Source organism: Acinetobacter sp. CAU_H_29a_1 (assembly GCF_058599505.1).
The window spans coordinates 1,934,316-1,955,510 of record NZ_CM178655.1 but is presented as its reverse complement, the minus strand read 5'-3'; the positions used below and the strand labels follow the sequence as shown (position 1 = coordinate 1,955,510).

Annotated in this window: 27 protein-coding genes, 1 tRNA gene and 1 pseudogene; 22 read left to right on the top strand and 7 right to left on the bottom strand. The window is 38.0% G+C overall.

What is annotated here, in order from left to right:
- Window positions 1-3: 3 nt before the first annotated feature.
- Window positions 4-453, bottom strand: a complete 450-nt coding sequence (locus AC4MDD_RS09675) for a hypothetical protein (protein WP_491881514.1) — start codon at window positions 451-453, stop codon at window positions 4-6.
- A 64-nt stretch (window positions 454-517) separates the two neighbouring features.
- Between AC4MDD_RS09675 and AC4MDD_RS09670 the strand changes: the two genes are divergently transcribed.
- The 17 genes and pseudogenes from AC4MDD_RS09670 to AC4MDD_RS09590 all read left to right on the top strand — a co-directional run bounded on the left by AC4MDD_RS09670 (window position 518) and on the right by AC4MDD_RS09590 (window position 9,700).
- Window positions 518-949 (top strand): hypothetical protein, encoded by a 432-nt coding sequence (locus tag AC4MDD_RS09670; protein WP_317455358.1) that lies wholly within the window; start codon window positions 518-520, stop codon window positions 947-949.
- Between the two features lie 13 nt (window positions 950-962).
- Window positions 963-1,241, top strand: coding sequence for a hypothetical protein (locus AC4MDD_RS09665; RefSeq protein WP_491881513.1), 279 nt, complete (start codon window positions 963-965; stop codon window positions 1,239-1,241).
- Between the two features lie 62 nt (window positions 1,242-1,303).
- Complete coding sequence (locus AC4MDD_RS09660) at window positions 1,304-1,909, top strand: phage baseplate protein (RefSeq protein WP_178905288.1); 606 nt, start codon at window positions 1,304-1,306, stop codon at window positions 1,907-1,909.
- 1 nt (window position 1,910) lies between these two features.
- Window positions 1,911-2,204, top strand: coding sequence for a phage baseplate plug family protein (locus AC4MDD_RS09655; RefSeq protein WP_348958701.1), 294 nt, complete (start codon window positions 1,911-1,913; stop codon window positions 2,202-2,204).
- A gap of 1 nt (window position 2,205) precedes the next feature.
- Window positions 2,206-3,171 carry a baseplate hub protein gene (locus AC4MDD_RS09650; protein WP_491881512.1) on the top strand — a complete coding sequence of 322 codons (966 nt, stop codon included), beginning with the start codon at window positions 2,206-2,208 and terminating at the stop codon, window positions 3,169-3,171.
- Window positions 3,171-3,881 carry a Gp138 family membrane-puncturing spike protein gene (locus AC4MDD_RS09645; protein WP_491881511.1) on the top strand — a complete coding sequence of 237 codons (711 nt, stop codon included), beginning with the start codon at window positions 3,171-3,173 and terminating at the stop codon, window positions 3,879-3,881. Before AC4MDD_RS09650 ends, AC4MDD_RS09645 begins: the two co-directional genes overlap by 1 nt.
- A gap of 41 nt (window positions 3,882-3,922) precedes the next feature.
- Window positions 3,923-4,285 (top strand): contractile injection system sheath initiator, encoded by a 363-nt coding sequence (locus AC4MDD_RS09640; RefSeq protein ID WP_491881510.1) that lies wholly within the window; start codon window positions 3,923-3,925, stop codon window positions 4,283-4,285.
- Window positions 4,282-5,463: a baseplate J/gp47 family protein gene (locus AC4MDD_RS09635; protein ID WP_491881509.1), complete on the top strand. Its 1,182-nt coding sequence runs from the start codon at window positions 4,282-4,284 to the stop codon at window positions 5,461-5,463. The genes AC4MDD_RS09640 and AC4MDD_RS09635 overlap by 4 nt, the downstream gene beginning before the upstream one ends.
- On the top strand, window positions 5,456-6,049 hold the full coding sequence (locus AC4MDD_RS09630; protein ID WP_490738001.1) for a baseplate wedge 1 family protein: 594 nt from the start codon (window positions 5,456-5,458) through the stop codon (window positions 6,047-6,049). The genes AC4MDD_RS09635 and AC4MDD_RS09630 overlap by 8 nt, the downstream gene beginning before the upstream one ends.
- A 2-nt stretch (window positions 6,050-6,051) precedes the next feature.
- Entirely contained in the window at window positions 6,052-6,816 is a 765-nt protein-coding gene (locus AC4MDD_RS09625; RefSeq protein WP_491881508.1) for a hypothetical protein, read from the top strand.
- Window positions 6,816-7,259, top strand: a complete 444-nt coding sequence (locus AC4MDD_RS09620) for a hypothetical protein (RefSeq protein WP_131230279.1) — start codon at window positions 6,816-6,818, stop codon at window positions 7,257-7,259. Before AC4MDD_RS09625 ends, AC4MDD_RS09620 begins: the two co-directional genes overlap by 1 nt.
- A 61-nt stretch (window positions 7,260-7,320) precedes the next feature.
- On the top strand, window positions 7,321-7,602 hold the full coding sequence (locus AC4MDD_RS09615; RefSeq protein ID WP_058869409.1) for a phage holin family protein: 282 nt from the start codon (window positions 7,321-7,323) through the stop codon (window positions 7,600-7,602).
- Window positions 7,592-8,098 carry a glycoside hydrolase family protein gene (locus AC4MDD_RS09610; protein WP_317455369.1) on the top strand — a complete coding sequence of 169 codons (507 nt, stop codon included), beginning with the start codon at window positions 7,592-7,594 and terminating at the stop codon, window positions 8,096-8,098. Before AC4MDD_RS09615 ends, AC4MDD_RS09610 begins: the two co-directional genes overlap by 11 nt.
- The gene (locus AC4MDD_RS09605) at window positions 8,099-8,281 is read left to right on the top strand and encodes a hypothetical protein (RefSeq protein WP_491881507.1); all 183 of its coding nucleotides are present in this window, start codon (window positions 8,099-8,101) and stop codon (window positions 8,279-8,281) included.
- A 12-nt stretch (window positions 8,282-8,293) separates the two neighbouring features.
- A complete protein-coding gene (locus AC4MDD_RS09600; protein WP_004693132.1) occupies window positions 8,294-8,995 on the top strand; it encodes an IS1 family transposase in 702 nt (233 codons plus the stop codon).
- Window positions 8,996-9,023: 28 nt separating this feature from the next.
- Window positions 9,024-9,191, top strand: a pseudogene (locus AC4MDD_RS09595) (ubiquitination-like system serine protease family protein); the annotation flags it as partial.
- Window positions 9,191-9,700 carry a hypothetical protein gene (locus AC4MDD_RS09590; RefSeq protein WP_491881506.1) on the top strand — a complete coding sequence of 170 codons (510 nt, stop codon included), beginning with the start codon at window positions 9,191-9,193 and terminating at the stop codon, window positions 9,698-9,700. The pseudogene AC4MDD_RS09595 and the gene AC4MDD_RS09590, both read left to right, overlap by 1 nt.
- A gap of 79 nt (window positions 9,701-9,779) precedes the next feature.
- On the opposite strand, the gene AC4MDD_RS09585 is transcribed toward AC4MDD_RS09590, so the two are convergent.
- Both AC4MDD_RS09585 and AC4MDD_RS09580 read right to left on the bottom strand, forming a co-directional pair.
- Window positions 9,780-9,989: a hypothetical protein gene (locus AC4MDD_RS09585; RefSeq protein ID WP_491881505.1), complete on the bottom strand. Its 210-nt coding sequence runs from the start codon at window positions 9,987-9,989 to the stop codon at window positions 9,780-9,782.
- Window positions 9,989-11,239 (bottom strand): site-specific integrase, encoded by a 1,251-nt coding sequence (locus AC4MDD_RS09580; protein ID WP_026056451.1) that lies wholly within the window; start codon window positions 11,237-11,239, stop codon window positions 9,989-9,991. The genes AC4MDD_RS09585 and AC4MDD_RS09580 overlap by 1 nt, the downstream gene beginning before the upstream one ends.
- Window positions 11,240-11,399: 160 nt before the next feature.
- Here AC4MDD_RS09580 and AC4MDD_RS09575 point away from each other — a divergent pair.
- The 3 genes from AC4MDD_RS09575 to AC4MDD_RS09565 all read left to right on the top strand — a co-directional run bounded on the left by AC4MDD_RS09575 (window position 11,400) and on the right by AC4MDD_RS09565 (window position 13,321).
- Window positions 11,400-11,476, top strand: a tRNA-Ile gene (locus tag AC4MDD_RS09575).
- 193 nt (window positions 11,477-11,669) lie between these two features.
- Window positions 11,670-12,917: a tyrosine-type recombinase/integrase gene (locus tag AC4MDD_RS09570; RefSeq protein WP_005265732.1), complete on the top strand. Its 1,248-nt coding sequence runs from the start codon at window positions 11,670-11,672 to the stop codon at window positions 12,915-12,917.
- 38 nt (window positions 12,918-12,955) lie between these two features.
- Window positions 12,956-13,321 (top strand): helix-turn-helix transcriptional regulator, encoded by a 366-nt coding sequence (locus AC4MDD_RS09565; RefSeq protein ID WP_491881504.1) that lies wholly within the window; start codon window positions 12,956-12,958, stop codon window positions 13,319-13,321.
- Between the two features lie 154 nt (window positions 13,322-13,475).
- Here AC4MDD_RS09565 and AC4MDD_RS09560 read toward each other — a convergent pair whose 3' ends face one another.
- On the bottom strand, window positions 13,476-13,802 hold the full coding sequence (locus AC4MDD_RS09560) for a helix-turn-helix domain-containing protein (RefSeq protein WP_114837262.1): 327 nt from the start codon (window positions 13,800-13,802) through the stop codon (window positions 13,476-13,478).
- 182 nt (window positions 13,803-13,984) lie between these two features.
- On the opposite strand from AC4MDD_RS09560, the gene AC4MDD_RS09555 reads away from it, so the two are divergent.
- Together AC4MDD_RS09555 and AC4MDD_RS09550 are read left to right on the top strand one after the other, a co-directional pair.
- Window positions 13,985-14,686, top strand: coding sequence for an IS1 family transposase (locus tag AC4MDD_RS09555; protein ID WP_004282341.1), 702 nt, complete (start codon window positions 13,985-13,987; stop codon window positions 14,684-14,686).
- Window positions 14,686-15,069 carry a hypothetical protein gene (locus AC4MDD_RS09550; protein WP_491881503.1) on the top strand — a complete coding sequence of 128 codons (384 nt, stop codon included), beginning with the start codon at window positions 14,686-14,688 and terminating at the stop codon, window positions 15,067-15,069. Before AC4MDD_RS09555 ends, AC4MDD_RS09550 begins: the two co-directional genes overlap by 1 nt.
- Here the strand turns inward: AC4MDD_RS09550 and AC4MDD_RS09545 are convergent.
- From AC4MDD_RS09545 to AC4MDD_RS09535, 3 genes are read right to left on the bottom strand one after another with little or no spacing between them, the layout of a single operon-like run.
- The gene (locus AC4MDD_RS09545; RefSeq protein ID WP_491881502.1) at window positions 15,064-18,123 is read right to left on the bottom strand and encodes a tyrosine-type recombinase/integrase; all 3,060 of its coding nucleotides are present in this window, start codon (window positions 18,121-18,123) and stop codon (window positions 15,064-15,066) included. The two genes, AC4MDD_RS09550 and AC4MDD_RS09545, sit on opposite strands and share 6 nt — an antisense overlap.
- A complete protein-coding gene (locus AC4MDD_RS09540; RefSeq protein WP_491881501.1) occupies window positions 18,116-20,293 on the bottom strand; it encodes a hypothetical protein in 2,178 nt (725 codons plus the stop codon). Before AC4MDD_RS09540 ends, AC4MDD_RS09545 begins: the two co-directional genes overlap by 8 nt.
- A complete protein-coding gene (locus tag AC4MDD_RS09535; protein WP_491881500.1) occupies window positions 20,283-20,924 on the bottom strand; it encodes a hypothetical protein in 642 nt (213 codons plus the stop codon). The genes AC4MDD_RS09540 and AC4MDD_RS09535 overlap by 11 nt, the downstream gene beginning before the upstream one ends.
- Window positions 20,925-21,195 lie beyond the last annotated feature (271 nt).

The following is a 21,195-nucleotide window of genomic DNA, read 5'->3' as shown; positions in this document are numbered from 1 at the left end:
AACTCATTGCTTTTTATATGGCTGATAGATTTTAGGATTATTCAGCCAAGCACCTGATTGCATACTCCGAATGCATAAATTAGGATTCTCCCATTGGCCATCAGGTTTCTCCTTACATATGTCTTTAACAACCTTCATGCAGGCATACATAACAACGTAGTCATAGGAGTGCCTAGTTTTAGCCTCTCCTACGCATAAACTCCAAGATGGTGCAGTGATAGCATGGTCATTGTAGATAATTAGTAGTTTTTCAAAGGCTATTTTTTGATTGTTAATGCATTCTTCTGCAGAAGTCTTATTTCCAGTAGCATTTGCCTCAATATTACAGTTATCCACATTTATTCTCATAATATCTTTATGGGGCATTGCTCCGAAAGAATTGGAGTCGTATGGTGAGGCCCAAGCCCCAACACTGAAAGTTGAAGCCACTGCTAAAAGTAATAGTTTTCTCATCTCAACACCTTGGAATTTTTTAAAAAGCAATAATTTATAGATTTATAAAGAAGAGGTTAGTAATATGCAAACTTATTTAAAATTAAATAATGAGGCTTATGAAAGCTTTATGGATTACGTCAAGCATATATTGCAACAAGCCAATTCCTTTGGTTCAAGGTCATCTATTCTGAGTATCTTAGCTTGGATATTAGGATCATTACTGTGTGCAACTACTTTAGCTAGTATTTTTAATGCTGATAAATTGATATTAATTGGCTTGTTTATTTTAGTCGTTATAATGATTATCGCAATTTTGGTTGCTTTTTTCTTTTGTTTATTTACAAATAAAACTGACATTCTTAGAAGTGAGAAATTCAATATTGAAAAACTTGCTCTCGAAAAACATGTGCCAGAAGATAGCCTAAATGGTGAGTTTAAAACAATCAACACTCAAAACACTAAAGCACTCACAGCCAGAGTAGATACGAGTGAGGATGTTAATGATGAAGCGTAGGTATATAGTTTGTTTGCAGAATTTAACTCAGAAACATAATGACGCTTTAAAGGAGTTTTTCAAAAGTAATGGCCTTGGTTGGTGGCATTGGGTTGGAGATACTTGGTTTTTAACAGATCCATCTGGAAAGTTCACTGCTCAGCTAATAAGAGATAAAGTAAAGAAAATAGTTCCTAACGAAAGATTTGTTGTAGTTGAAATTAATGAAAATGGTGATACATGGTCAGGAGTAACTGTAAACGACCCAGATAAAAAAATGTTTTCATGGTTTCAAAAGGTTTGGAAAAAGTAAGTTAGAAATCATTTTTCAGTGCCACCTTCGGGTGGTTTTTTTACACCTAAGGAAAAGTAAACATGGCAATTGGCTCATTAATTAATACCGTCACGTCCTCATTGCTAACTGAGTCGGTTGGGTCCTTACTGCTTGCAGGAAAGGGGCGAACAATCATGGGGCTTTTTGCGGATGTGACGATTGAAGAAAAACATAAAGATGAATTAAAAATTACTGAACACCCAACTGAAACAGGTGCAGCTATTTCTGATCATGCCTACATGGAGACACCAGAGCTCACGATGAAGGTGGGTTGGTCTGAGAGTGCTGGCAAACTTAATGGATATGTAGGTAGTACCTCACTTGGCGGTGCAACAAGTCTTGTCGCCGTGTACGAGTCATTACAATTGCTTCAAAAAACTAAACTCCCCTTAATTGTTTCAACAGGCAAGCGCCTCTATACAAACATGCTTATTAAGTCCCTCTCATGCACCACTGATAAGACGACGGAGCATGTCCTAATGATTGATATTACTTTTAAGAAAGTAATCCGGGTGATGACTTCTGAGACCACGGTACTTGTAGAGAATCAGGCTTCACCTGCAGGGACAGCCTCTGTTCAAAATGGTGGAACAGTTCAAACAAAAGAAGTGAATGAATCAATCCTAAGCAAAGTATTTGGGGGGTGATATGGCCTTACATGAGATACCACTAACTAATACCAATCAGCAATTCAATGTTCGCCTTGGTTCAATAATTTACAAGTTGCGCCTTATTTACCGTTTAGATGCATGGTACCTCGATATTTTAGACAGTTCAGGGCAATTGATACTTGCTGCAATACCATTGATTCAGGGTGTAAATCTTTTAGACCAACATCAGCACTTAATCAAAGGTGGCCTATTTGTACTGAATAGCAATGCTGACGAAAGCCAATCCTTTAATGATCTAGGTGTGAAAATTCAATTATTTTGGAGAGATTGATATGTCGCTACAGTGGGGAAGATTATGCCGGCTTACAATCCAAATTAATAAAGATGCTCCTGAGGCATTAGATCTATCAGACTTCCATATATATTTTCATATCTCACAACCCACGACTGAAGCACCAAAGGCGGCTGAAATTTATATCTACAATATGTCTAAGGAAACGATGGATTTACTGTGCGGTATTGATGATCAGAAGATAGAGGGCCAAGTTATTCTTGAGGCTGGTTATGAGGATTCAGGTTTAGAAATCATATTTAAAGGTAAGGTCTTTCAGTATCGACGTGGTCGTGATAATCAAACAGATACATGGCTTTGCATCCTTGCTCAGTCAGGTGATGCTGCGAAGAATAACGCCATTATTAATCAGTGTGTGCCAGCAGGTACCAGTGTTGAAGAAACTAAAAACATCCTATTGAAAGGTTATGAAGATGCAGGTTTACAGCTTGGTGAGTCGCCGCAATTGTCTGACCAAAAGCTGATTCGGGGACGCGTACTATTTGGCTCTCTAGACACAACCATGAAGCAATTTAGCAAGGACAATGATCTGGCATATACATTGTCAGACGATGAAATTCACATGCGCATTATAGATAAATATACGATTGAACCTGTGCAGATTTTAAACCCGCAAACTGGTGTGATTGGAATGCCTCAATTAACAAGTGAGGGATTAAATATTACTTGTCTACTCAACCCCAAGCTTAAATGGGGCGGACGAGTTCAGGTAGATATGACCAATATGCAAACTGAGTCATATGATATTAACTACGGTGGCCAAATGGTCGACCAACCTTACAAGAACCCGAACTTAGCAACTGGAGCGGACGGGGTGTTTATTATCTGTTCAATTGAGAGAACGGGCGATAATCGCGGTAATGATTGGCATGACAGTTTAGTTTGTATCGCTGTAGGGGGCACAGTTCCGAAGTCTGGTGTTTCTATCACGGGGGTGGCAGGGTAATGGCAATTTCATTAAGTGAACGTTCACCCGATATGCTTCAAATCATCAAAGATGCGATTCAGGGAGAGCTCGCCAATCTATGGACGTCACTTCCATGCATTGTTGATAGCTATAATCCTGACGCCGTGACTGTTGTTGTACAACCCGCAATTAAAATCCCAGTAAAAAAAATAGATGGATCAATTGAATTGGTGCTGATGCCTTTACTTATGGATGTACCAGTCATGTTTCCTTGTGCTGGAGGATTTACCATTACTCACCCTATTAAGGAGGGTGATGAGTGTTATGTCTCACTGGCAGCTCGAAATATCGATATTTGGTGGCAATCAGGTGGTATTCAAAACCCATTTGATACTCGAAAGCATGATCTTTCAGATGGGTTTGCATTTTTTCGGCCACAATCACAGGCGACAAAAATTAGCGATATTTCTACAACAAATTTAGAAATTCGGAATGATGCAAACACCTGCAAAATTCAGATTACACCTGCAGGTGAAATTCACTTTATTGGCACTAAATCAGTTTTTCATCATCCTGTTGAAATGCTAAAAACATTAGATGTATCAGGCGCAGCTAGTATGCAAACCACCTTAGATGTTACTGGCAAGTCCACACTTACTGGTGGGGCTTCTGTCGAGGGCATTGAATTTAAGACTCATAAACACAGTGGGATTCAACGTGGAGGCAGTGACTCTGATGGGCCAAAGTAAATTAACGTTAAATGAGGGGTCGCTGAAAGGCGTCTTTTTTTATGCGCTATAGAAAACTTGATGAAAATGGCGACTACGTCTTTGGGGTCGGGGTGAATAGTTTTCTAATTAATTCGCCTGAGGCAGTAGCACAAGCTGTTTTAACTCGCCTGAAGCTTTGGGTCGGTGAATGGTTTGCAGATACGTCAGACGGTACGGGATGGAATCAGTCAATTCTGGGGAAGCGGTCAGGCAATTTATATGAGCTTACATTGCGACAACGAGTCCTAGAAACGCTCGGTGTACAGAGCATAGAAGAGTTCGAAGGAGACTTAGATCCAGAGACACGAAAGCTCACCGTTTCAATTGTGCTGAACACTATTTATGGAAACATAGAATTATTAGAAGAGGAGCTTAGAGCATGACTATTTCGTCGGTTGCAGTTGTTATGACTGATGCAGGACCAGTAGCTCCAACCTATTTTGAAATTGTTGAATATTTAAAATCTGAAAATCGAAAAATCTACGGTGAAGATATTTACCTCGAAAATGATTCGCAGGATGGGCAGTGGATTGGTGTTATTGCTAAGGCGATTGCTGACTGTAATTCTTCTGCCATTAAAGCTTATTCAACCATGTCGCCAAAGACTGCAACCAAGGAAGCATTATCGCGTAATGTCGCTTTAAACGGCATTAAACCTTCACCTGCGACGTATTCAACCGTCGATGTTGTGATCACTGGAGTAGCTGGCACAAGTATTACCAATGCCAATGTTTCAGATACCAGCAACAACATTTGGGTTCTGCCTGTATCTATTACCATTCCACCAGAAGGTACGATCGTTGTTACGGCTACCGCAGAAAAGGCGGGTGCTGTTATCGCTATGCCAAACACCGTTTCAGTGATTGGTAAACCAACTCGCGGTTGGCATGGTGTCAGCAATCCAAATTCATCGAGTGTCGGGCAGGATGCTGAGTCTGATACCAAGCTGAGACAACGTCAGTCATTATCAACCGCTAATGCATCAATGTCGCAGCTTGAGGGATTGCGTGGGGCGATCCTTGCGTTAAATGGTGTGACTCGATGTGTGACCTTTGAAAACAAATCAAGTCTCACTGATGAAAATAACCTTCCTGCAAAGTCTGCGTGTGTCGTTGTTCATGGAGGTGATTCCCACCAAATTGCTAAGCTGATGCATATTAAGAAATCCATGGGATGTGATTGGTATGGCAATACCGATGTGACTGTATTGAATGTTTATAACGAGCCTGAGGTCGTTTCAATCTATCGTGCAGATGTGACAAATATCAGCTTCAAAATTTCCATTACAACCAAGGAATCTTATAGTGCTGATACAGGAGATATTATTAAGAATCTTCTCGCTGAGTACACCAATGCCTTGAATATCGGCGACAAAATCACGCAGAACAAAATTACTGGAGTGACTAATTTATATGGCGCGGAGCAGTCACAAACCTATGAGGTTGTAAGTATCAAAACCATTGCAAATGGAATTGAGCATGCGGGTGATTACACTTTGCCTTTTGGTAATGTCGCCTTTTGTGATGCGACCACAATTACTATTGAGGTGACAAGTGGATAGTAAAAATACCAGTGAATATTTAGGCCTCGTCACCAGTCAGCATCGACAAAAAAGCAAGTTCATAGAATCAATAAGGGTTTCAGTTGATCCTATTGTCGGTTGCCAAAACTTGCTTTCTAAAATGAGCGAGCTCCATGATTTAGAAACCGCAACAGGTAATTGTTTGGAGCAATTAGCGCATTGGACGGGTACTCCGTTAATTATTCCTGGTGCAGCTCAGCTTGAGTATTTCGGCTTTATTGATCAAGAAAACGCTATGACATTTGGGGAAACAGATGATCCGAGTATCGGTGGATATTTTCGAGAATCGGGACAGTCGGGGACTGGAGGTCTAACCCCTACAGGTGATTTTTTAAGAAGACTGATCAAAGCAAAGATTCTTAAAAATAAGAGCACAGGAAATATCAATGAAACCAAAGCAATTCTTGAACTTGCGCTCAACCACAGTCATTTCAAAGTGTTTGATAACAAAGATATGACGGTGACTTTTAAAAACCTCGCTACGCAATTTACAACGATGCAGAGAATATTGGTGCAAATGTTTTTCCCATTGCCTGCAGGTGTTGAACTTATTATTGAGGATTAAAAATGGCTATTGAAAAGCTATCCGAATTTGCTAAAGATGGGCAAAAGAATACCGATGATTTAAATTTAACTGATGGATTTTCTGTTAGCAAAAAGCCAGCAAGACAATGGTTTAACTGGATATTCAACTCATTAACTTTAAAAATTAATGAAATTATTGATGATAAGTTAGATAAAACTGAGAATGCAGCAACTGCAAGCCAATTGTTAACAGCGCGGTCAGTTAGTTTTAGTGGAGCTGCAACGGGTTCGTTTTCTTATAACGGATCTGCAAACTCATCATGTGTATTGACCTTGGCAAACTCAGGTGTGGCAGCCAGCACTTATGGTTCAAATGTCACTGTGCCTGTCATTACGGTGAATGCAAAAGGCATCATTTCTAGTGTTTCAAACCAAGCCATTCGTGCTGCATCAACAACACAAACAGGTATTGTGCAACTTGTTGACGATTTGGTTACGGATGATGCAACGAAAGCAGCCACAGCACGACAAGTTAAACTTTTGCATGGTTTGCTTTTTGGTGTAAATCAATCAACAAAAGAAAGAACAATTATATCGGGTACAACTTATACACACACAGGAGCAAAACCAATGCACTTGTCTATTGGATTGTCGGGATCAAGTACTACAAAAGCATTAATTGTTCATAAAGGAAATATTTTGCTTGATACAAATTCATCAAATCGCTATGTGGCTAGTTTATTGTTGGCAACAGGTGATGATTACACCATTTCAGGTAATTCGATCGTTTGTGTGGAGTATTCATAATGCAAAAATATATCAAAGATGACTTATCAGAGATTCGTTATTTTGAAGATGATGTCATTGTCAAAAAATGGATTGATCTAAAAGAATATCGATTAATGACTGAAACAGAAATTATAAAACATGAAACTCCAAGACTTAGCCAATTTCATACCGTTTGGAATGGATCGAAATGGATCGACTCTCGCACACTGGAAGAAATCGCAGCTTACAATCGATCTTTACTTCCAAGACTTTCAAAACGTCAGTTCGCATTATATCTCTACGATCACGGAATGTATGACCAAGTAATGGGTGCAATCAATGCGAATCCGCGTTTCAAGATCGAATATGACTCAGTTTCTGATATTGAACGTTTGAGTCCGATGGTTTCAGATATAACTACATTACTTGGTTGGACAGATGAGCAAGTCGACCAGATGTGGGAACAAGCAAGCACGCTTTAAAATATAGAAATTGAATTGGCCGCATTAGCGGTTTTTTTATTGCCAAAAATTAGGGGGCGAAATGTCTGAAACAACAGGGCAAGCAATTGCTGAAGCGAGTGCTGCAGTTACATCAATTTCAACCAAAACAGCAGTAGGGGGATCAATTGCTGGCTTGTCGGGGAAGTTATTGGGTTTAGATCCAATCACAGCGATTGGTTTGTTAGTAGCGATTGCAGGCTTATTAGTGAGCTTTATGAGCTTCTTGATTAATTGGTACTACAAGCGCCAAGAAAACAAACGTGCCGAACAACTACATCAGATTGCGCTGAGTAAAGCTAAGGGTGAATGCAATGTCGAATAAGACGAAATACTGGGCAATAGGATTAGCAGCTTCGGCTGCTTTTTTTTGGAATTTAGAAAGCAAAGAGGGAAATGTGTCGGTTCCTTACAAAGACACTGGTGGTGTTGTGACTCAAGGTATCGGATCAACAACCAAGCCTGATGGCACCAAGATTAAAATGTCTGATCCACCAATTTCACGCAAAACCGCATTGGAATGGGCAAAAGCACATGTGGCCAAAGACGAAATTCCATTTCGAAAGTCTCTCCAGAGCGTGAAGTTGTCTCAAGTCGAGTATGACGTATATCTCGACTTCACCTACAACTTTGGCCAAGCCAATTGGAATCAATCTTCCATGCTTCGCAATTTGAAAGCGGGGAAGTACAAGCAGGCATGTGATTCATTATTGAAATGGAAGTATGTGGCCAAACGTGATTGCTCTGTACGATCCAACAATTGCTATGGCGTTTGGACACGACAAGTTGAGCGTCACTCGAAATGTATGGGAGCACAGTAGATGAATGAATTTAAAAAAGTTAGCAATGTGCTTCTTGAGTCTAACGGTATTTATTTTATTGAATGCCCTGGTTGTAAAACCTTGCATCCATTCCATGTTGATCCAAAACACAAAATTCGCTGGGACTTCAATGGCGGGTGGTGTATCAAAAAGTATGCTAAAAAAAAGCAGGTTGAATTTTGATAAAATAGAGAAATGCAAATAACTCTAGAAATCAAATGTCCAACCTGCCTCAGTGACAATATAAAGAAAAATGGCATCAAAGTAGATGGGAAACAGAACTACCAATGCAAAGACTGCAAACGTCAGTTTATTGGTGACCATGCTCTGAGCTATCTAGGATGTAATTCTGGCATTACTCGTAAAATATTACAGTTAATGGTCAGAGGCAGCGGTATACGAGATATCGCTGAAGTTGAGCGCATTAGTATCGGTAAAGTCTTACGGACTTTAACTGAATCGGCCTATCAAATTCAGCCTAAACAAAGTCATTATGAATCTCTCGAAGTAGATGAATTCTGGACTTTTGTTGGAAATAAAAATAATAAACAATGGCTTATTTACGCTTACCATCGAGAAACAGGTGAGATTGTTGCTTATGTTTGGGGTAAGAGAGATTTAGCTACAGTCCAAAGGTTGAAGACAAAGCTTAAACAATTAGGTATTCACTACACCCGAATTGCAAGTGATCATTGGGACAGTTTCATCACTGCTTTTAAAAACTGCAAGCAAAGTATTGGTAAGTTTTTTACTGTAGGAATTGAAGGTAATAATTGCAAAATAAGGCATCGAATAAGGCGTGGTTTTAGAAGAAGTTGTAATTTCTCCAAAAAGCTTGAAAACCATTTTAAAGCCTTCGACTTAACCTTCTTTTACATCAATAATGGCTTCATTTAATGTCAGCATACTTTTTAAAACACCACCCAATGGCGATTTAGAGAAACCAACATTTAGCCCAAGCTTAATGGTAAATCAAGGCCACCCTAGTCAATGCCATTCCTTTGTCACGGATGGAAAAATTCAATTCCTATCTGATTGCCATCATGGATTGGCGGGGCAAACAGTTGATTTGCTAGAAGTGGAGGAATTCTGATGCCGTTACTTTATTGGATTTGGAACAACAAGCGCTGGACATTAATCATTTTGCTTTTGATTTATGGATTTTTTCAAACATGGCAATCCAATTCACTGGCTGGTGATTTAAGCAAGGCTAAGGCCGATTGCAAAAGTAAGGTGCAGCAGGAGGTCGATAAGGCAGTTAAGCCCTATCAAGATGCAATCACGAATGCCAAAGTACAGAAGGCCATTACTGAAAAGGCTTGGTCGGATAAATATATTGAGGTAGAACAAAATGCGATTAAAAAAATACAAGATGCAAATGCTGCCGCTCGTAGCGCTGACATGGCTGCTAATGGGTTGTCAAAGCAACTCAGTGAAGCAAACAAACGTCTGTCCGCAGCTCCCCGCCAAACCATCATTGAGTACACCATTACCAACGGTGAGTTACTCGAAGCTTGCACAGCAGAATATCGAAGCATGGCAGAAAAAGCAGATGGACACGCAATTGATGTCGAACGATTGAGTGGGACTTGGCCTGAATAAAACTCATTAATTTTGTCAAAAACCGATTTAAAACTTGCGTATCATGTATATAAAATCGGTTTTTTATTTATTAACAACCTTAGCACCTTTCCAAAACTCCCCGCGTACGCACTAGAAATGAAATCGCAATACTTTCAGCGTGAAACACTTTGGCATCATCCTTATTATCGACCCAAAACCATTCAGGTTGATAGACCAGTTGAACATCTGAAAAATCATCGTATTCCAGCATTTCTTGTGTTGCATCTCGATATGCAAGCCACTTACCATCTTTGGTGATGTAGGCCATTAGCTTTCTATCTTTGAGAAAATAGTTGATTTATATTCACCTAAAACAATGTCCTCAATAGCATTCATTGCTTCACGTAATTTTCTTTCACTAACTTGTACATAACCTGCAGTTACATCGCGGTCATCTTCTTCCTTATGATTGAGTAAGCGCTTAATTGTGTATCGACCATAATCCAAGTTTTCAGCAATAGAACCAAATGTTCGACGTAGATCATGGAAACTAAACTCAATTCCGCAAGATTTATTAATTTTCTGTCGTACTTTGGAAATATTAACAATATGTCCCGAAGACGATTTAGCAGAAGGGAACACCCATTCTGTAGTGGCCTGTGAGTAGCGCTTTTTCATTAATTCAAGTAGAAAATTACCCATTGGCAATGTGTGAGGTTCGCCATTCTTCGGATCTATAGATGTTATGCGCCCATACTTTAAATCAACACTTGACCAAGGGAGGGATTCACATTCTTCACGTCTAAAGCCAGTCAAAACTAAAGTCAGTAAAAAATCGCGGTTAGTTTCTAATTGTTGGCCACGATCTTTATATTGAAATACAGCTTTAATCCAATCAGGCATTTGATCCTCATTGATATAAGTCTTACGTCGTCTAATTTTGTTCCAAGCATTTTTAGCATTTAGGGTTTTAATAGGATTGTGAGCATCAAGAATCGGCTTATCATTTTCATCTAGATAATGCTCAACTGAATAATTATAAATGGCACGAAAAACGCGCATGGCCATATTAGCTTGAGCCTTACTTCGTTGTGATAGCTCTGTATGTTTAGCCTGAATCATAGTACGAGAAATATCATCCAGCTTTAAATTATTCCAATCTTTTAAATAGTCATCAATCACGATGGTGTAATCTTTAATGCTTCTTGGTTTTAAGGTTTTATGGAATAAGTAATTATCAAAAGCTGCTTTTAATGTTGGTTTGCTTCTTGATAGGTCGGTTTTAGCTTTTTCATCCGCAATAGCTTTGCGTTTCATTTCGTTTGGGTTGATGCCTTGCGTCATTTGAGCAAGCTTATCTCGGGCAATGTCTCGCGCCTGAGCAAGTGTTAGATTGCCATGTAGACCAATTGTAGACCGTACTGTCTTACCAAGAACCTTCTTTTCAACGATATAGGTTTTACAGGTTGAATTGACACGAATAGCAAAACCAATAAGCTCAATGTCACGATAAATGGCAGGAGTCATTTCGAGTTGGTCAATAAGTGTCTTTGTGAGCTTTACTCTGGATGATGACATCGCTAGAATCACTACCAATTGCAATACTTTGCAATATAGCACAATAATTTCTAGCGTCTACTATAGGACTACAAGTAAAAAATACTTGCTCAATAGGAAAATATTAGATAGTATTGCAGCACTGCCAAGCTATTGAATATAATCGCTTTGCAATCTTATAGGGCCTATAGCTCAGTTGGTTAGAGCAGCGGACTCATAATCCGTTGGTCGACAGTTCAAGTCTGTCTGGGCCCACCAAATTTTATACTTATATAGCTTTATATAAGATCTAAACCCTTAATTCTAATAGAGTTAAGGGTTTTTTAATGCTTTACTTAAATGTATATAACTTCATATGGGAACACGTCCTGTGTATCCTTGTTTGTATCCTTTAAATAAAATATAACTCAGGGATACACCAAGGAAAAAATCTCTGGAGATTCCATAAGTTATGAAAACAAATGATGTAAAAAGTGATGTAAACGCTCATTCAAAAAATACACCTCAGAATGTAAATATAAGGCGTAAAAAAAGCGTTGAAGATATTTACAAAGCACTCAAGCCGAAAGCTAAAGAATATCGTCAACCCACAGACATTGCTGGATTGTATTGTCGAGTTCAGCCAAACGGTAAAAAGTCTTGGCAGTATCGCTATAAGAATGATCAAGGTAAATGGGCATGGATTGGTTTGGGTGCTTATCCAACAGTAAATTATGTACAGGCACGAGAAAAAGCAGAAGGTATGTTAAATGGCACGCTTGAAATAAAAACACAGGCTGAGATTAAAAAAATAAAGTTACAAGATAAAGATGCCTTATTTTCTACTTTAATGAATGAGTGGTTAGAACGTAAGAAATTAACGTGGAAAGCTGAAACCTATCGAAAAGAAAAACAGTCCATTGAGAAACATCTTTTATCAGTTTTTGGGGATCGGGAGTACGCTACAATTACTTCTAGAGAGTGGTTAAATCATTATACAGAAAAACAAATTAACGAAGGTATTTTTAACCGTATTGAAAAATTGATCTCATACTGCTATGGAGCCTATAGTTTAGCTAAATTTAAGAAAGATCTCTTATATAACCCTTTAGAAGGTATAAGAGATCATTTAGCTAAAGGGGAAACAGAGAGCATGAAGCATGTAAAAATTCATGAGTTACCTGAAATGATTTCTTTAATCAGAAATTCCTCTTCTCGACCCGTGGCGATCGGCTTAGAGCTTTTAATTCACATGTTCCCTCGACCAGGGGAGCTGAGACAGGCACGATGGGAACAATTTGATTTTGCTGAAGCTGTATGGATCCGACCGCCGAGTATGATGAAAAGAGGTATTGAGCATGGTATACCGCTATCTCAACATGTTATGAACCTTCTAATAGAGTTAAAAGAGATTTCTCCAGAAAGTGAATACTTATTTCCAAGCCGTGACAATATTAATAAACCGATTTCTAATCTGACATTTAATGCGGCATTAAACAGGCTGGGGTATCGAGGTAAGCAAAATCCCCATGGATTTAGGCATATTGCATCAACAAATTTGAATAAAAATTTTAGTTCTAAATCTCAGGTGATCGAGTCTGCGCTGTCTCACTTAAAAGGTGGCGTTAAAGGGGCATATGATAAAGAAGCACATCTAGAAGAACGCTACGAAATAATGGAGTGGTGGAGTAATTATATCGAGTCTTTACTTAAGCATTAACACAAAAACGTGATCACTTTTTTTGTGTTTTAGGACGGATGGGATTAGAATTATTTTTTTTTGATAGCATGGTTTCTCTATTATTAAACGAGGATCCTCAATTGGATCATTTTAGAGCACATACATCACATACTCGTCGTAGTATTGTACGTACTGTTAAAAATTTTGATGATTTAGATATACCAGTGGTTTGTCACAATATGAAGCCATTTCGCTTAAAATACAACCAAGTTTGTGAGTTGCTTAATGTAACACGAGATTGCTTACGTAAAATCATCGAAAATGATCTTTCATTTCCAAGACCATTGAAAGAATGTAGTACTCGTCAAGCAGCAGTATATTTTGATACAGCTGAAATTGAAGAGTGGTATAAAACTTACAAAGCTAAATGTAGGAGTGAATAATCACTATTTAAACAACCATCTAGGCAATACTAGATGATCAATTCCACATAGCAAACACACAATGTGTTTATATCCATTTCGGGGCTATGCAAAAAAACCACTTTAAGTGGTTTTTTAATTTTCTAGTCTTCAGATTCTATATGCAGGGTCGACTCTAGTTATGATCTAAAGAAACAATAAATTTCTCAATCATTCTTCGCTCAACCTCAGGTAATTTTTGCAGGGTACTCACAAGGGGATCAACACCTAATGCACTCATCTCTTCACTCCGTCCTAAAATGTAATCGGCTGATATATTAAGTACGACAATGAGCTTATAAAAATTTTCTAAAGAAGGTTTACGTGAGCCCGACTCAAAATGCGCAATAGAGGTTACGGGTATTCCCGTTTTTTCAGCGAGTTCTTGCTGTGTCAGCTTTCGTATCTTTCTAACTTCTTTCAATCGAATCTTAAATTCATTCGAGTCTAATTCAAGTGTCATTATTACCGCCAAATAGACAATAAAAACTTGACGTTTTAGTCATGTTTTTATATAAATATAGACATAGTTTAGATGCTTACTTGTGAAACGAGAAGCAACTAAATCATTACTTGATAAAAATCTGGTGGTGTTTCAAAAAGTATGCTGAAAAAAAGCAGGTTGGATTTTGATAAAATAGAGAAATGCGAATAACTCTAGAAATCAAGTGTCCAGCCTGCCTAAGTGACAGTATAAAGAAAAATGGCACAAAAGTAGATGGTAAGCAAAATTACCAATGTAAAATATGCAGACGTCAATTTATTGGTGATCATGCTCTCAGTTATCAAGGCTGTCACTCAGGTATCAAAACCAAAATATTACACCTCATGGTGCGAGGCAGTGGTGTCAGGGATATAGCAGAAATTGAAAGAGTAAGTATCGGTAAAGTTCTACGGACACTTAGCCAATCAAAATATCAACTTCGAGCACAGCAAAGTCATTATGAAACCCTTGAAGTAGATGAGTTTTGGACTTTTGTTGGTCATAAGCAAAATAAACAATGGCTAATTTATGCCTATCATCGAGAAACAGGTGAAATTGTTGCTTATGTATGGGGTAACCGAGATTTAGCCACGGCAAAACGACTTAAATTAAAATTGAAGCAGTTAGGTGTAAGCTATACATGTATATCAAGTGACCATTGGGATAGCTTTGTTACGACCTTTAAAGAATGCAAACAGTTGATTGGTAAATTTTTCACTGTGGGTATAGAAGGCAATAATTGTCGATTACGGCATCGAATCAGGCGAGGCTTTAGGAGAAGCTGCAACTTCTCCAAAAAGCTTGAAAATCATTTCAAAGCCTTTGATTTAGTGTTCTTTTATATCAATAATGGATTCGTTTAATGCCAGCATACTTTTTGAAACACCACCAAAAATCTAAATCAATTGAAGGCCAAACGCTCATGATGAATTATTCTTCGAGTCGAATTTTGACATCGATGCATCCTAGTATTCGCCATCTCAATATTCGCAATGTAGCTAAAATTGTAGCCTCAAAAATTATTTGTAATACGCAATTACAGTTGCAATATAATCCTGATTTTTGTAGGCAACTGGGCGTATCAACTTATCTCAACACACACATAGGATTAGCTTATTTCATTGATGATCGCTATTTTGACCATTATGGTTTACAACCAGAAAACTTAATAAATTTTTCAGATGTCTATGCTCAATTGTTGCATGACTTTTATGAGTTTTCAGGTTATCAGCCAGATCAGCTATGATCTAGGTTGCGACGGCGTACACAGGATCAGTAAAACCAACATGCAATAGCGTAAGACGGTTAGTGCCTTTCCATTGTTTTGGGATACTAGCTCAAACTTAAAAGAATTATTTAGACTGCTGTTCATGCTGCAAGATAGAAATTTAAACTGCAGTCGTTCCATGAGCTTTTCCTCAGAGATTTCAGAAGATATAGCAATCTGCCAATATTTTTCTGGAAATAAAGAATAAATTCCTGTCAAAAATCGATTTGCTAGCCTTATATCAGCACTATTAAAGATTAATCCAGCATGTGAAATGTTGGCTTTCATTTCAAAAATATGTAGTGCATTTAAGATGTTTGCATCATCACTTTTCAATTTATTAAGCTGTTTAAAAAAATACTCTAAGACTATTTTTTCTTCCTTGGTTTCAATATGTGGAAGTATGCGTTGTGATTTATCAGCATCAATAATGAAGCGAGGTCGGTTCTTGCGATTTTTGAGTTGTTTGAGCTTAAGTATATTTTGTTGCCACAGCATGAGTGTCTTAATTGGAAAGTCATACTTTTGAGACAGAAGCTCAGGTGTATAAGATTGATCTAATGCATTGAGTATTTTTATGATCAGTGCAGACGGATATTCTGATCGAGCAGTACCATAGATGCAATCATCAGTAGGTTTTTGCTGAATTTCTTTTTTATTGATTGGCATACTTGATTGTTTATCTATGCCTAATGGTATTACATGAGTCGCTTGAAGCATTTGAGTGTCAAAACTGCTGAGGTGGATCTCTTGAGCATGTTTCAACGGCGTTATTAAAGTTGGACAGATTTTTTGAATAATTTGGGTGGAAAGCATCAGATCAAATTGACGTAATTGAAAACCTGCCATCACATAGCTGAGATGGATATAGCTTCGGAAGGTCTCGTTTGGTTCAATATGACCGAGCAGGTGCGCAATTAAATACCAGCTGTCTTGTGGTGCTTTAGAGCGTAATAGATGACTTCTGATGAGGTTGTAATGATCGTTTGAATAGTCCGTGAATGCAACTACAAACTCGTAGTCCATAGTCAAAATTATAGCGAGGTTATTCGCTGCAGTATGCCGTAAAGAATGAAAAGAATAACGATGACCAGGCAATATTGCATCTAGGATGCGTTGAAAAGGAAGTGTCACCATATTAGGTTTAAGGCGTTCAGTACTGTTCCACATCGTGAACAAGTATTGACTGGGCCTATAAGCACGGCGCCGTACTTGACAGTAATGTTGAAATTTAAGATGCTCCTCTTGAGTTAGTAGAATTTGAACGTTGAGATTGCGTTCAGCACTATCTGTTTTAAGTAAATGTTGTTGATGCTTTGCACGATATGGACGTATCCAAATTGAACTGGCTTGAATACCTTCAACATCCTTGATTCGCATGCCGAGTATTTCATTAATCCGCATGCCCGTACGAAACGCTATCGTATATACGATACTGAGCATTTCTAAATCATGGGCTGTATAGCTTGGGCTTTTATAGTATTCAAGTCGCGCAAGCATCTGTTGGAATATTTTTGCAGAGATGATTTCGGCTTTCGGTGAGCTTAAATGAAACCTTTCATTCTGCATTGGGAACACATCAGCATCAAATATGACACGCTGAAAGTGATGAAAACGTTTTAAGAGATCAAATTTTTGTGATTTAGATTTACCGACGCCGTTTAACATACGCTTGTAGATCACTTCTAGGTGATCATTGAGATTGCATTCTTCTATAAAATCGGTGCTATGTAATAACCATGACTCGGCAAGTTTGGTGTAATAACTATAGATTGAAGAATGACGAATCTTCTGCTGATGATTGATATAGAGTAAGTACTTGTTTTGATCGAGCTGATAAAGCTCTGTGATTTGCTTAATATCTTCTGTAGTCGGACGAAATAAGCTAAATAGCCAAAGCCCAAGCCGTTTCGCATTTTCTGGAAGATAGGCATGTTGGCTGTGCAGCAGGTTACATAGATCCGAGGTAGTCTTATGCCTATTTTTAAAGAACGTCAAAATTTGTTTATGCAAAGCAGTAAGTGCCTCAAGAGGATCTTCAGTGTGTAATTTTTCCTCTTTTACTCTGTTGTTGATATTTTGGGGCTGTGGTTCTTCAGTTTGATCGGAGTGGTCAAGTATTAGCTGAGGTGAGAGATAGCGTTTAAAAGCACTTGGACTTAAGCCACAGCTTTCTATTTCTTCAGTTAAACACTGTGCAAGCGCAGGGCTTAATTTGACCTTGTCTAGTTGCATAAATGAATGACTGGAGGTTTGTAAAAGCTGATTAAATTTCTTCTGGTTAAAAGAAAGCTCTAAGGCATTAAAAACGTAACGGATATAAGTGTAACAATCGTGTTGGATATCTATTAATTGTGTCTTAAATCGAGTAATCCAGAGCTGTGTTAGCCGATCTGGTACAAAATTTCGAGATTTCCTTAAGGTTTGTTTAGGATCATATAAATCACCATATTGCGGCGATTGAGGTTCTAAGAATAGAAGCGGAAGTTGTAAGGTCTGAAGATGGTAGATTGCTTCATCAGATTTGAGATGTTCAAGTAAAGCATTCAAGCTTGAATGATGTGAAAGTCCGCCGTACAGGATTGCACTTATAAGAAGATTGCCAACAATTTCATCATCCGAAAAATATTCTACAGTATGCCAATAACGCCAGAGTCGCTCTTTTAAATATGTGAGATATTTCGAATTCTCTAACCAAGATTCATTAAAGAGTAAAGAGGCTCGTTGAATAGAAGCGAGGTGCTGCGTAGGCAGTGGTAAGTCTGCATCATTGGTGCGATTGTATTGAATGATGTGTTTGCGGAAGTGCTGATAAAAGCTCTTTTTTAAAGAAAAGCTTACTTTTTGTTGCTCTAAGTGCTGAATCACTTGGTTATAGAGATCTGGGAAATTTTGTGATTGTTGTGTCTGTTGTAATTTTTCTTGGGAGAGAAATTCATCGATGATTGCTTGAATTTGTAAGTGCTCTTTTATGCGCTTTTGATCTCTATTCTTTGTACGGCGTTCATGTGCATAATGTTTTTGTTTAAGCATGTTCATACATCCCATCAATTTGGTAAGCGTGCTGCATATTGTTGAGGCAGTTGGCGAGTTCTTTATATTGTTGAAGCGAAAGACTTGAGAATTTTTGCCCCATTTCTTGTTGGTTTTGCTCATGCCCAAACAAAGCCAGAATGAAGTTTTCATCTGCTTTTTCGGTGAGATATGCACGAGCTGTGTGCCTAAGCCAATTGGCATGATCAAGTTGCATAATACGAGAGAAACTGTTGACTAAATGAGGGCTAAGTGCTTGCCATTGTCCATGTTGATAGACACTGAGGAGAGGCTTTTTACTGCTTAAAATTTCTTGAATATACGGTTGATGCTCTGGGTACAGTTGTTGGAATTCATTTAAATAGGTAATGAATAAGCGGATTTGCTTTACAACAAAATCACATAGAGGAATTAATCGACCATCATTTGTTCTACTGTGAATTTCTTTATCTGAAAGCCAAAGCCATTGTTGTTTTAAATCGAAATTTTTTAAGAAACCTGGGAAGTCGCTGACAGGTCGAGCTGCACTGAACAATAATAAGATATGCCAAAGCCATACATTATAGTGATTAAACATATCAAGCATTTTTCCTTGATGTTCAGCTTGAATGATCTGATGTTGTAAGTATGCAAATATAGCCGTTACTATTGCTGGTTTAGGGGCTTTACAACTACCAAACCTTTGTTGCTCATCATCGATGACATAGATTTCTTTTGCTAAGTCTTTTGATAGCTGATGTACTGTACCCTGATAGCTTTGCTGCAAACGGTAGATTGGATACGAACAATATGAAATAGAAACTGATCGATTTGCATCGATGCCTGTAAGAATGTCGGCTAGTTGTTCATTTTGAGTGTAATGGTAAATACAGTGATGTAATAAAACACTTATTTTTTTAGTCGATAACGACGGAATGAAGAGTTCTTCCCGACATTTTTTTAATGCATGTGCGACTTGCTCTTGCTTCAGTATTGGCTGTTGTCTTAGACCCTCTACCAGCTCTTTGACTAAAGGTAAATCGAAATGGGTTACCTGATTAAGCAATTGGTCTTTGTATTCAAAAGCAGAGTCCTCAAACAGTGTGAATTTGGAACGTAGAAAATATTGATCGTTTTCAAAAATGACCTTCTGTCGTTTATTGAGTGCATAGCGTTGTCTGGATTGTAGGTATAGCCATTGCTCAATAGGAACACCACTCAAGAAACTGAGTAAGATAAAAAGATATGCTTTGTTTTTTTCTGGATGATTTAAATAGAGTTGATGACAATGTTGTACAAGTAAGCTCAGGCTATTGAAGTCAGGATAATGCTTGCTACACGTAAAATCATGCTGCTGTCTAATAATGTGTTGTTGTGTGAGCTGGCTAATTTTATGTTGTAAAAAACTAGATTGGCTTGTTAATGGCGATACCTGTGCTGTATTGATTGAGTATTGCTGATTTGGCTGTTCATCCTGTAATTTCTCGTAATATAGAGCAGGATCTTCCTTTTGTAGTATGTCTTGTGGGCAGCATAAAATTGCGCCGTACTCATCTAGATAATGTGGTTCATCTATGTGTTTGGGCGGTGCTGAATAATTTTTTTTAGGTTTCAGTGCCAACACATAATCATAAAAACGCCGTAGATCAAGAATCAATAAATATTGAAAACGGTTCAGATTAGAATTGGTTTCTAAGCTGCGTAAGCTCTTTACAAACTCAGCTAATGGTGTTTTATCGCTAGGAAGTTGTTGCCATAGCCATAAATATTTTTGTTGAGACTTACTGAGCTGTGTTGCTTGCTGCGATGCAGCATAAGCTTCATTTGCTAACCTAAATCGATCAAGTACTTTAATAATCGTTGTTTGATGGTCTTTTTTACCTGCATTTTGAATAGATTTAAGAATGCAGACAGCATGTAAATTGTGGACTGACCATCGCTGTATAACAGAATGCTGGGAGTGCTGTTGTACTGAATAAATATAGGCACAAATAGGATGTGCTGAAACAGAAGGTGGAGCAGGTAGAAACAGTGATTGGTGATTCTGCTCTATCTCATTATCGAGCTTTAATAACTGCTTCAGTTCAGGAATATCAACTGTGCGATTTAGGTATTGCTCAAGTACTTCAGCATAATGATCGTGTATGAACTCTTGCTCTAAAAGGCGCTGAATTAATTGCTTAGCCTGCATGTTGCGCTCTCCAAAAAAGGTTTGGGCTCGGTTCAGAATGTTTGAGTGCTTCGCATTTTTCAGTGAGTTGCTGGATTTTTTCGGTGTAACTAGAATGGATTTTTTTTTGTTGATGCAAGAGCTGATTACGACTACAGCCAATAATTTTTGCGAGCAAATCAAGCGATAACTCACAGCGTGGTTTATCATGATAAAGAGCGTTTAAATCGTAAATTGCTTTTTTTGAAAGTGAGGTATTGAGTGCATGTAATAAGCTATTTGGCTGGATAAGGTTGATCGTAATTTTAAGTTCCATGATTAATTTGAATAAGTTCCAGCTCAATTGATATTCAAACTTGGTTAAATCAATGTCGGTGAGCACAACGTAGCTTGCGTCTATACGCAGATTTTGCTTTTTGGAGGCGTATACAAGCAGAAAGTTATCTAATACACAGAATTCACTCTCGGAAATTGTTGAGAGACAAAGTAACTTGATATCTGGCTGAATAATTGAAGGTAGCCGTGCCGCCCTAAATATTTGTGCATAGCAATTGTAAATTTTACTTAAAGGTGGGTATGGGGTAAGGGTGACCTGATGTGAGTCAAACTTAGCTTTAGCGTATTTCTTCTGATTTGAGTGTTTAGATGCCATGTTTTTGCTCCTTATTTTAGTAATGTAAATAAAGACATGGCTAAAAAATCAATTTCAAAAAAAAGATCAAGAAAATGGTTATAAATGTGGATGGTTTTTGATGAATTTCAGATTTTGAAAATAATATGCTTAGTGCAGAGCTAGATATATTTTTGTGTAAGTTGTTGATTATTAGTTATTGAATGTGGCTGGTTTTACTAAGTTTTGTATTTTCTACATCAATTATGGCTGCATTTAATCCCAGCATACTTTTTGAAACCCCACCCCCATA

What these genes read in the sequence shown, in the direction of transcription:
- AC4MDD_RS09590 (WP_491881506.1), top strand. Translation starts at nt 9,191, where the DNA reads ATGCCGTTACTTTATTGGATTTGGAACAACAAGCGCTGGACATTAATC.
- AC4MDD_RS09625 (WP_491881508.1), top strand. Translation starts at nt 6,052, where the DNA reads ATGGCTATTGAAAAGCTATCCGAATTTGCTAAAGATGGGCAAAAGAAT.
- AC4MDD_RS09550 (WP_491881503.1), top strand. Translation starts at nt 14,686, where the DNA reads ATGCCAGCATACTTTTTGAAACACCACCAAAAATCTAAATCAATTGAA.
- AC4MDD_RS09585 (WP_491881505.1), bottom strand. Translation starts at nt 9,989, where the DNA reads ATGGCCTACATCACCAAAGATGGTAAGTGGCTTGCATATCGAGATGCA.
- AC4MDD_RS09640 (WP_491881510.1), top strand. Translation starts at nt 3,923, where the DNA reads ATGCGCTATAGAAAACTTGATGAAAATGGCGACTACGTCTTTGGGGTC.
- AC4MDD_RS09620 (WP_131230279.1), top strand. Translation starts at nt 6,816, where the DNA reads ATGCAAAAATATATCAAAGATGACTTATCAGAGATTCGTTATTTTGAA.
- AC4MDD_RS09545 (WP_491881502.1), bottom strand. Translation starts at nt 18,123, where the DNA reads ATGCTTAAACAAAAACATTATGCACATGAACGCCGTACAAAGAATAGA.
- AC4MDD_RS09560 (WP_114837262.1), bottom strand. Translation starts at nt 13,802, where the DNA reads ATGACACTTGAATTAGACTCGAATGAATTTAAGATTCGATTGAAAGAA.
- AC4MDD_RS09650 (WP_491881512.1), top strand. Translation starts at nt 2,206, where the DNA reads ATGTCGCTACAGTGGGGAAGATTATGCCGGCTTACAATCCAAATTAAT.
- AC4MDD_RS09565 (WP_491881504.1), top strand. Translation starts at nt 12,956, where the DNA reads ATGGGATTAGAATTATTTTTTTTTGATAGCATGGTTTCTCTATTATTA.
- AC4MDD_RS09600 (WP_004693132.1), top strand. Translation starts at nt 8,294, where the DNA reads ATGCAAATAACTCTAGAAATCAAATGTCCAACCTGCCTCAGTGACAAT.
- AC4MDD_RS09675 (WP_491881514.1), bottom strand. Translation starts at nt 453, where the DNA reads ATGAGAAAACTATTACTTTTAGCAGTGGCTTCAACTTTCAGTGTTGGG.
- AC4MDD_RS09660 (WP_178905288.1), top strand. Translation starts at nt 1,304, where the DNA reads ATGGCAATTGGCTCATTAATTAATACCGTCACGTCCTCATTGCTAACT.
- AC4MDD_RS09655 (WP_348958701.1), top strand. Translation starts at nt 1,911, where the DNA reads ATGGCCTTACATGAGATACCACTAACTAATACCAATCAGCAATTCAAT.
- AC4MDD_RS09610 (WP_317455369.1), top strand. Translation starts at nt 7,592, where the DNA reads ATGTCGAATAAGACGAAATACTGGGCAATAGGATTAGCAGCTTCGGCT.
- AC4MDD_RS09555 (WP_004282341.1), top strand. Translation starts at nt 13,985, where the DNA reads ATGCGAATAACTCTAGAAATCAAGTGTCCAGCCTGCCTAAGTGACAGT.
- AC4MDD_RS09580 (WP_026056451.1), bottom strand. Translation starts at nt 11,239, where the DNA reads ATGTCATCATCCAGAGTAAAGCTCACAAAGACACTTATTGACCAACTC.
- AC4MDD_RS09670 (WP_317455358.1), top strand. Translation starts at nt 518, where the DNA reads ATGCAAACTTATTTAAAATTAAATAATGAGGCTTATGAAAGCTTTATG.
- AC4MDD_RS09570 (WP_005265732.1), top strand. Translation starts at nt 11,670, where the DNA reads ATGAAAACAAATGATGTAAAAAGTGATGTAAACGCTCATTCAAAAAAT.
- AC4MDD_RS09635 (WP_491881509.1), top strand. Translation starts at nt 4,282, where the DNA reads ATGACTATTTCGTCGGTTGCAGTTGTTATGACTGATGCAGGACCAGTA.
- AC4MDD_RS09535 (WP_491881500.1), bottom strand. Translation starts at nt 20,924, where the DNA reads ATGGCATCTAAACACTCAAATCAGAAGAAATACGCTAAAGCTAAGTTT.
- AC4MDD_RS09540 (WP_491881501.1), bottom strand. Translation starts at nt 20,293, where the DNA reads ATGCAGGCTAAGCAATTAATTCAGCGCCTTTTAGAGCAAGAGTTCATA.
- AC4MDD_RS09645 (WP_491881511.1), top strand. Translation starts at nt 3,171, where the DNA reads ATGGCAATTTCATTAAGTGAACGTTCACCCGATATGCTTCAAATCATC.
- AC4MDD_RS09605 (WP_491881507.1), top strand. Translation starts at nt 8,099, where the DNA reads ATGAATGAATTTAAAAAAGTTAGCAATGTGCTTCTTGAGTCTAACGGT.
- AC4MDD_RS09615 (WP_058869409.1), top strand. Translation starts at nt 7,321, where the DNA reads ATGTCTGAAACAACAGGGCAAGCAATTGCTGAAGCGAGTGCTGCAGTT.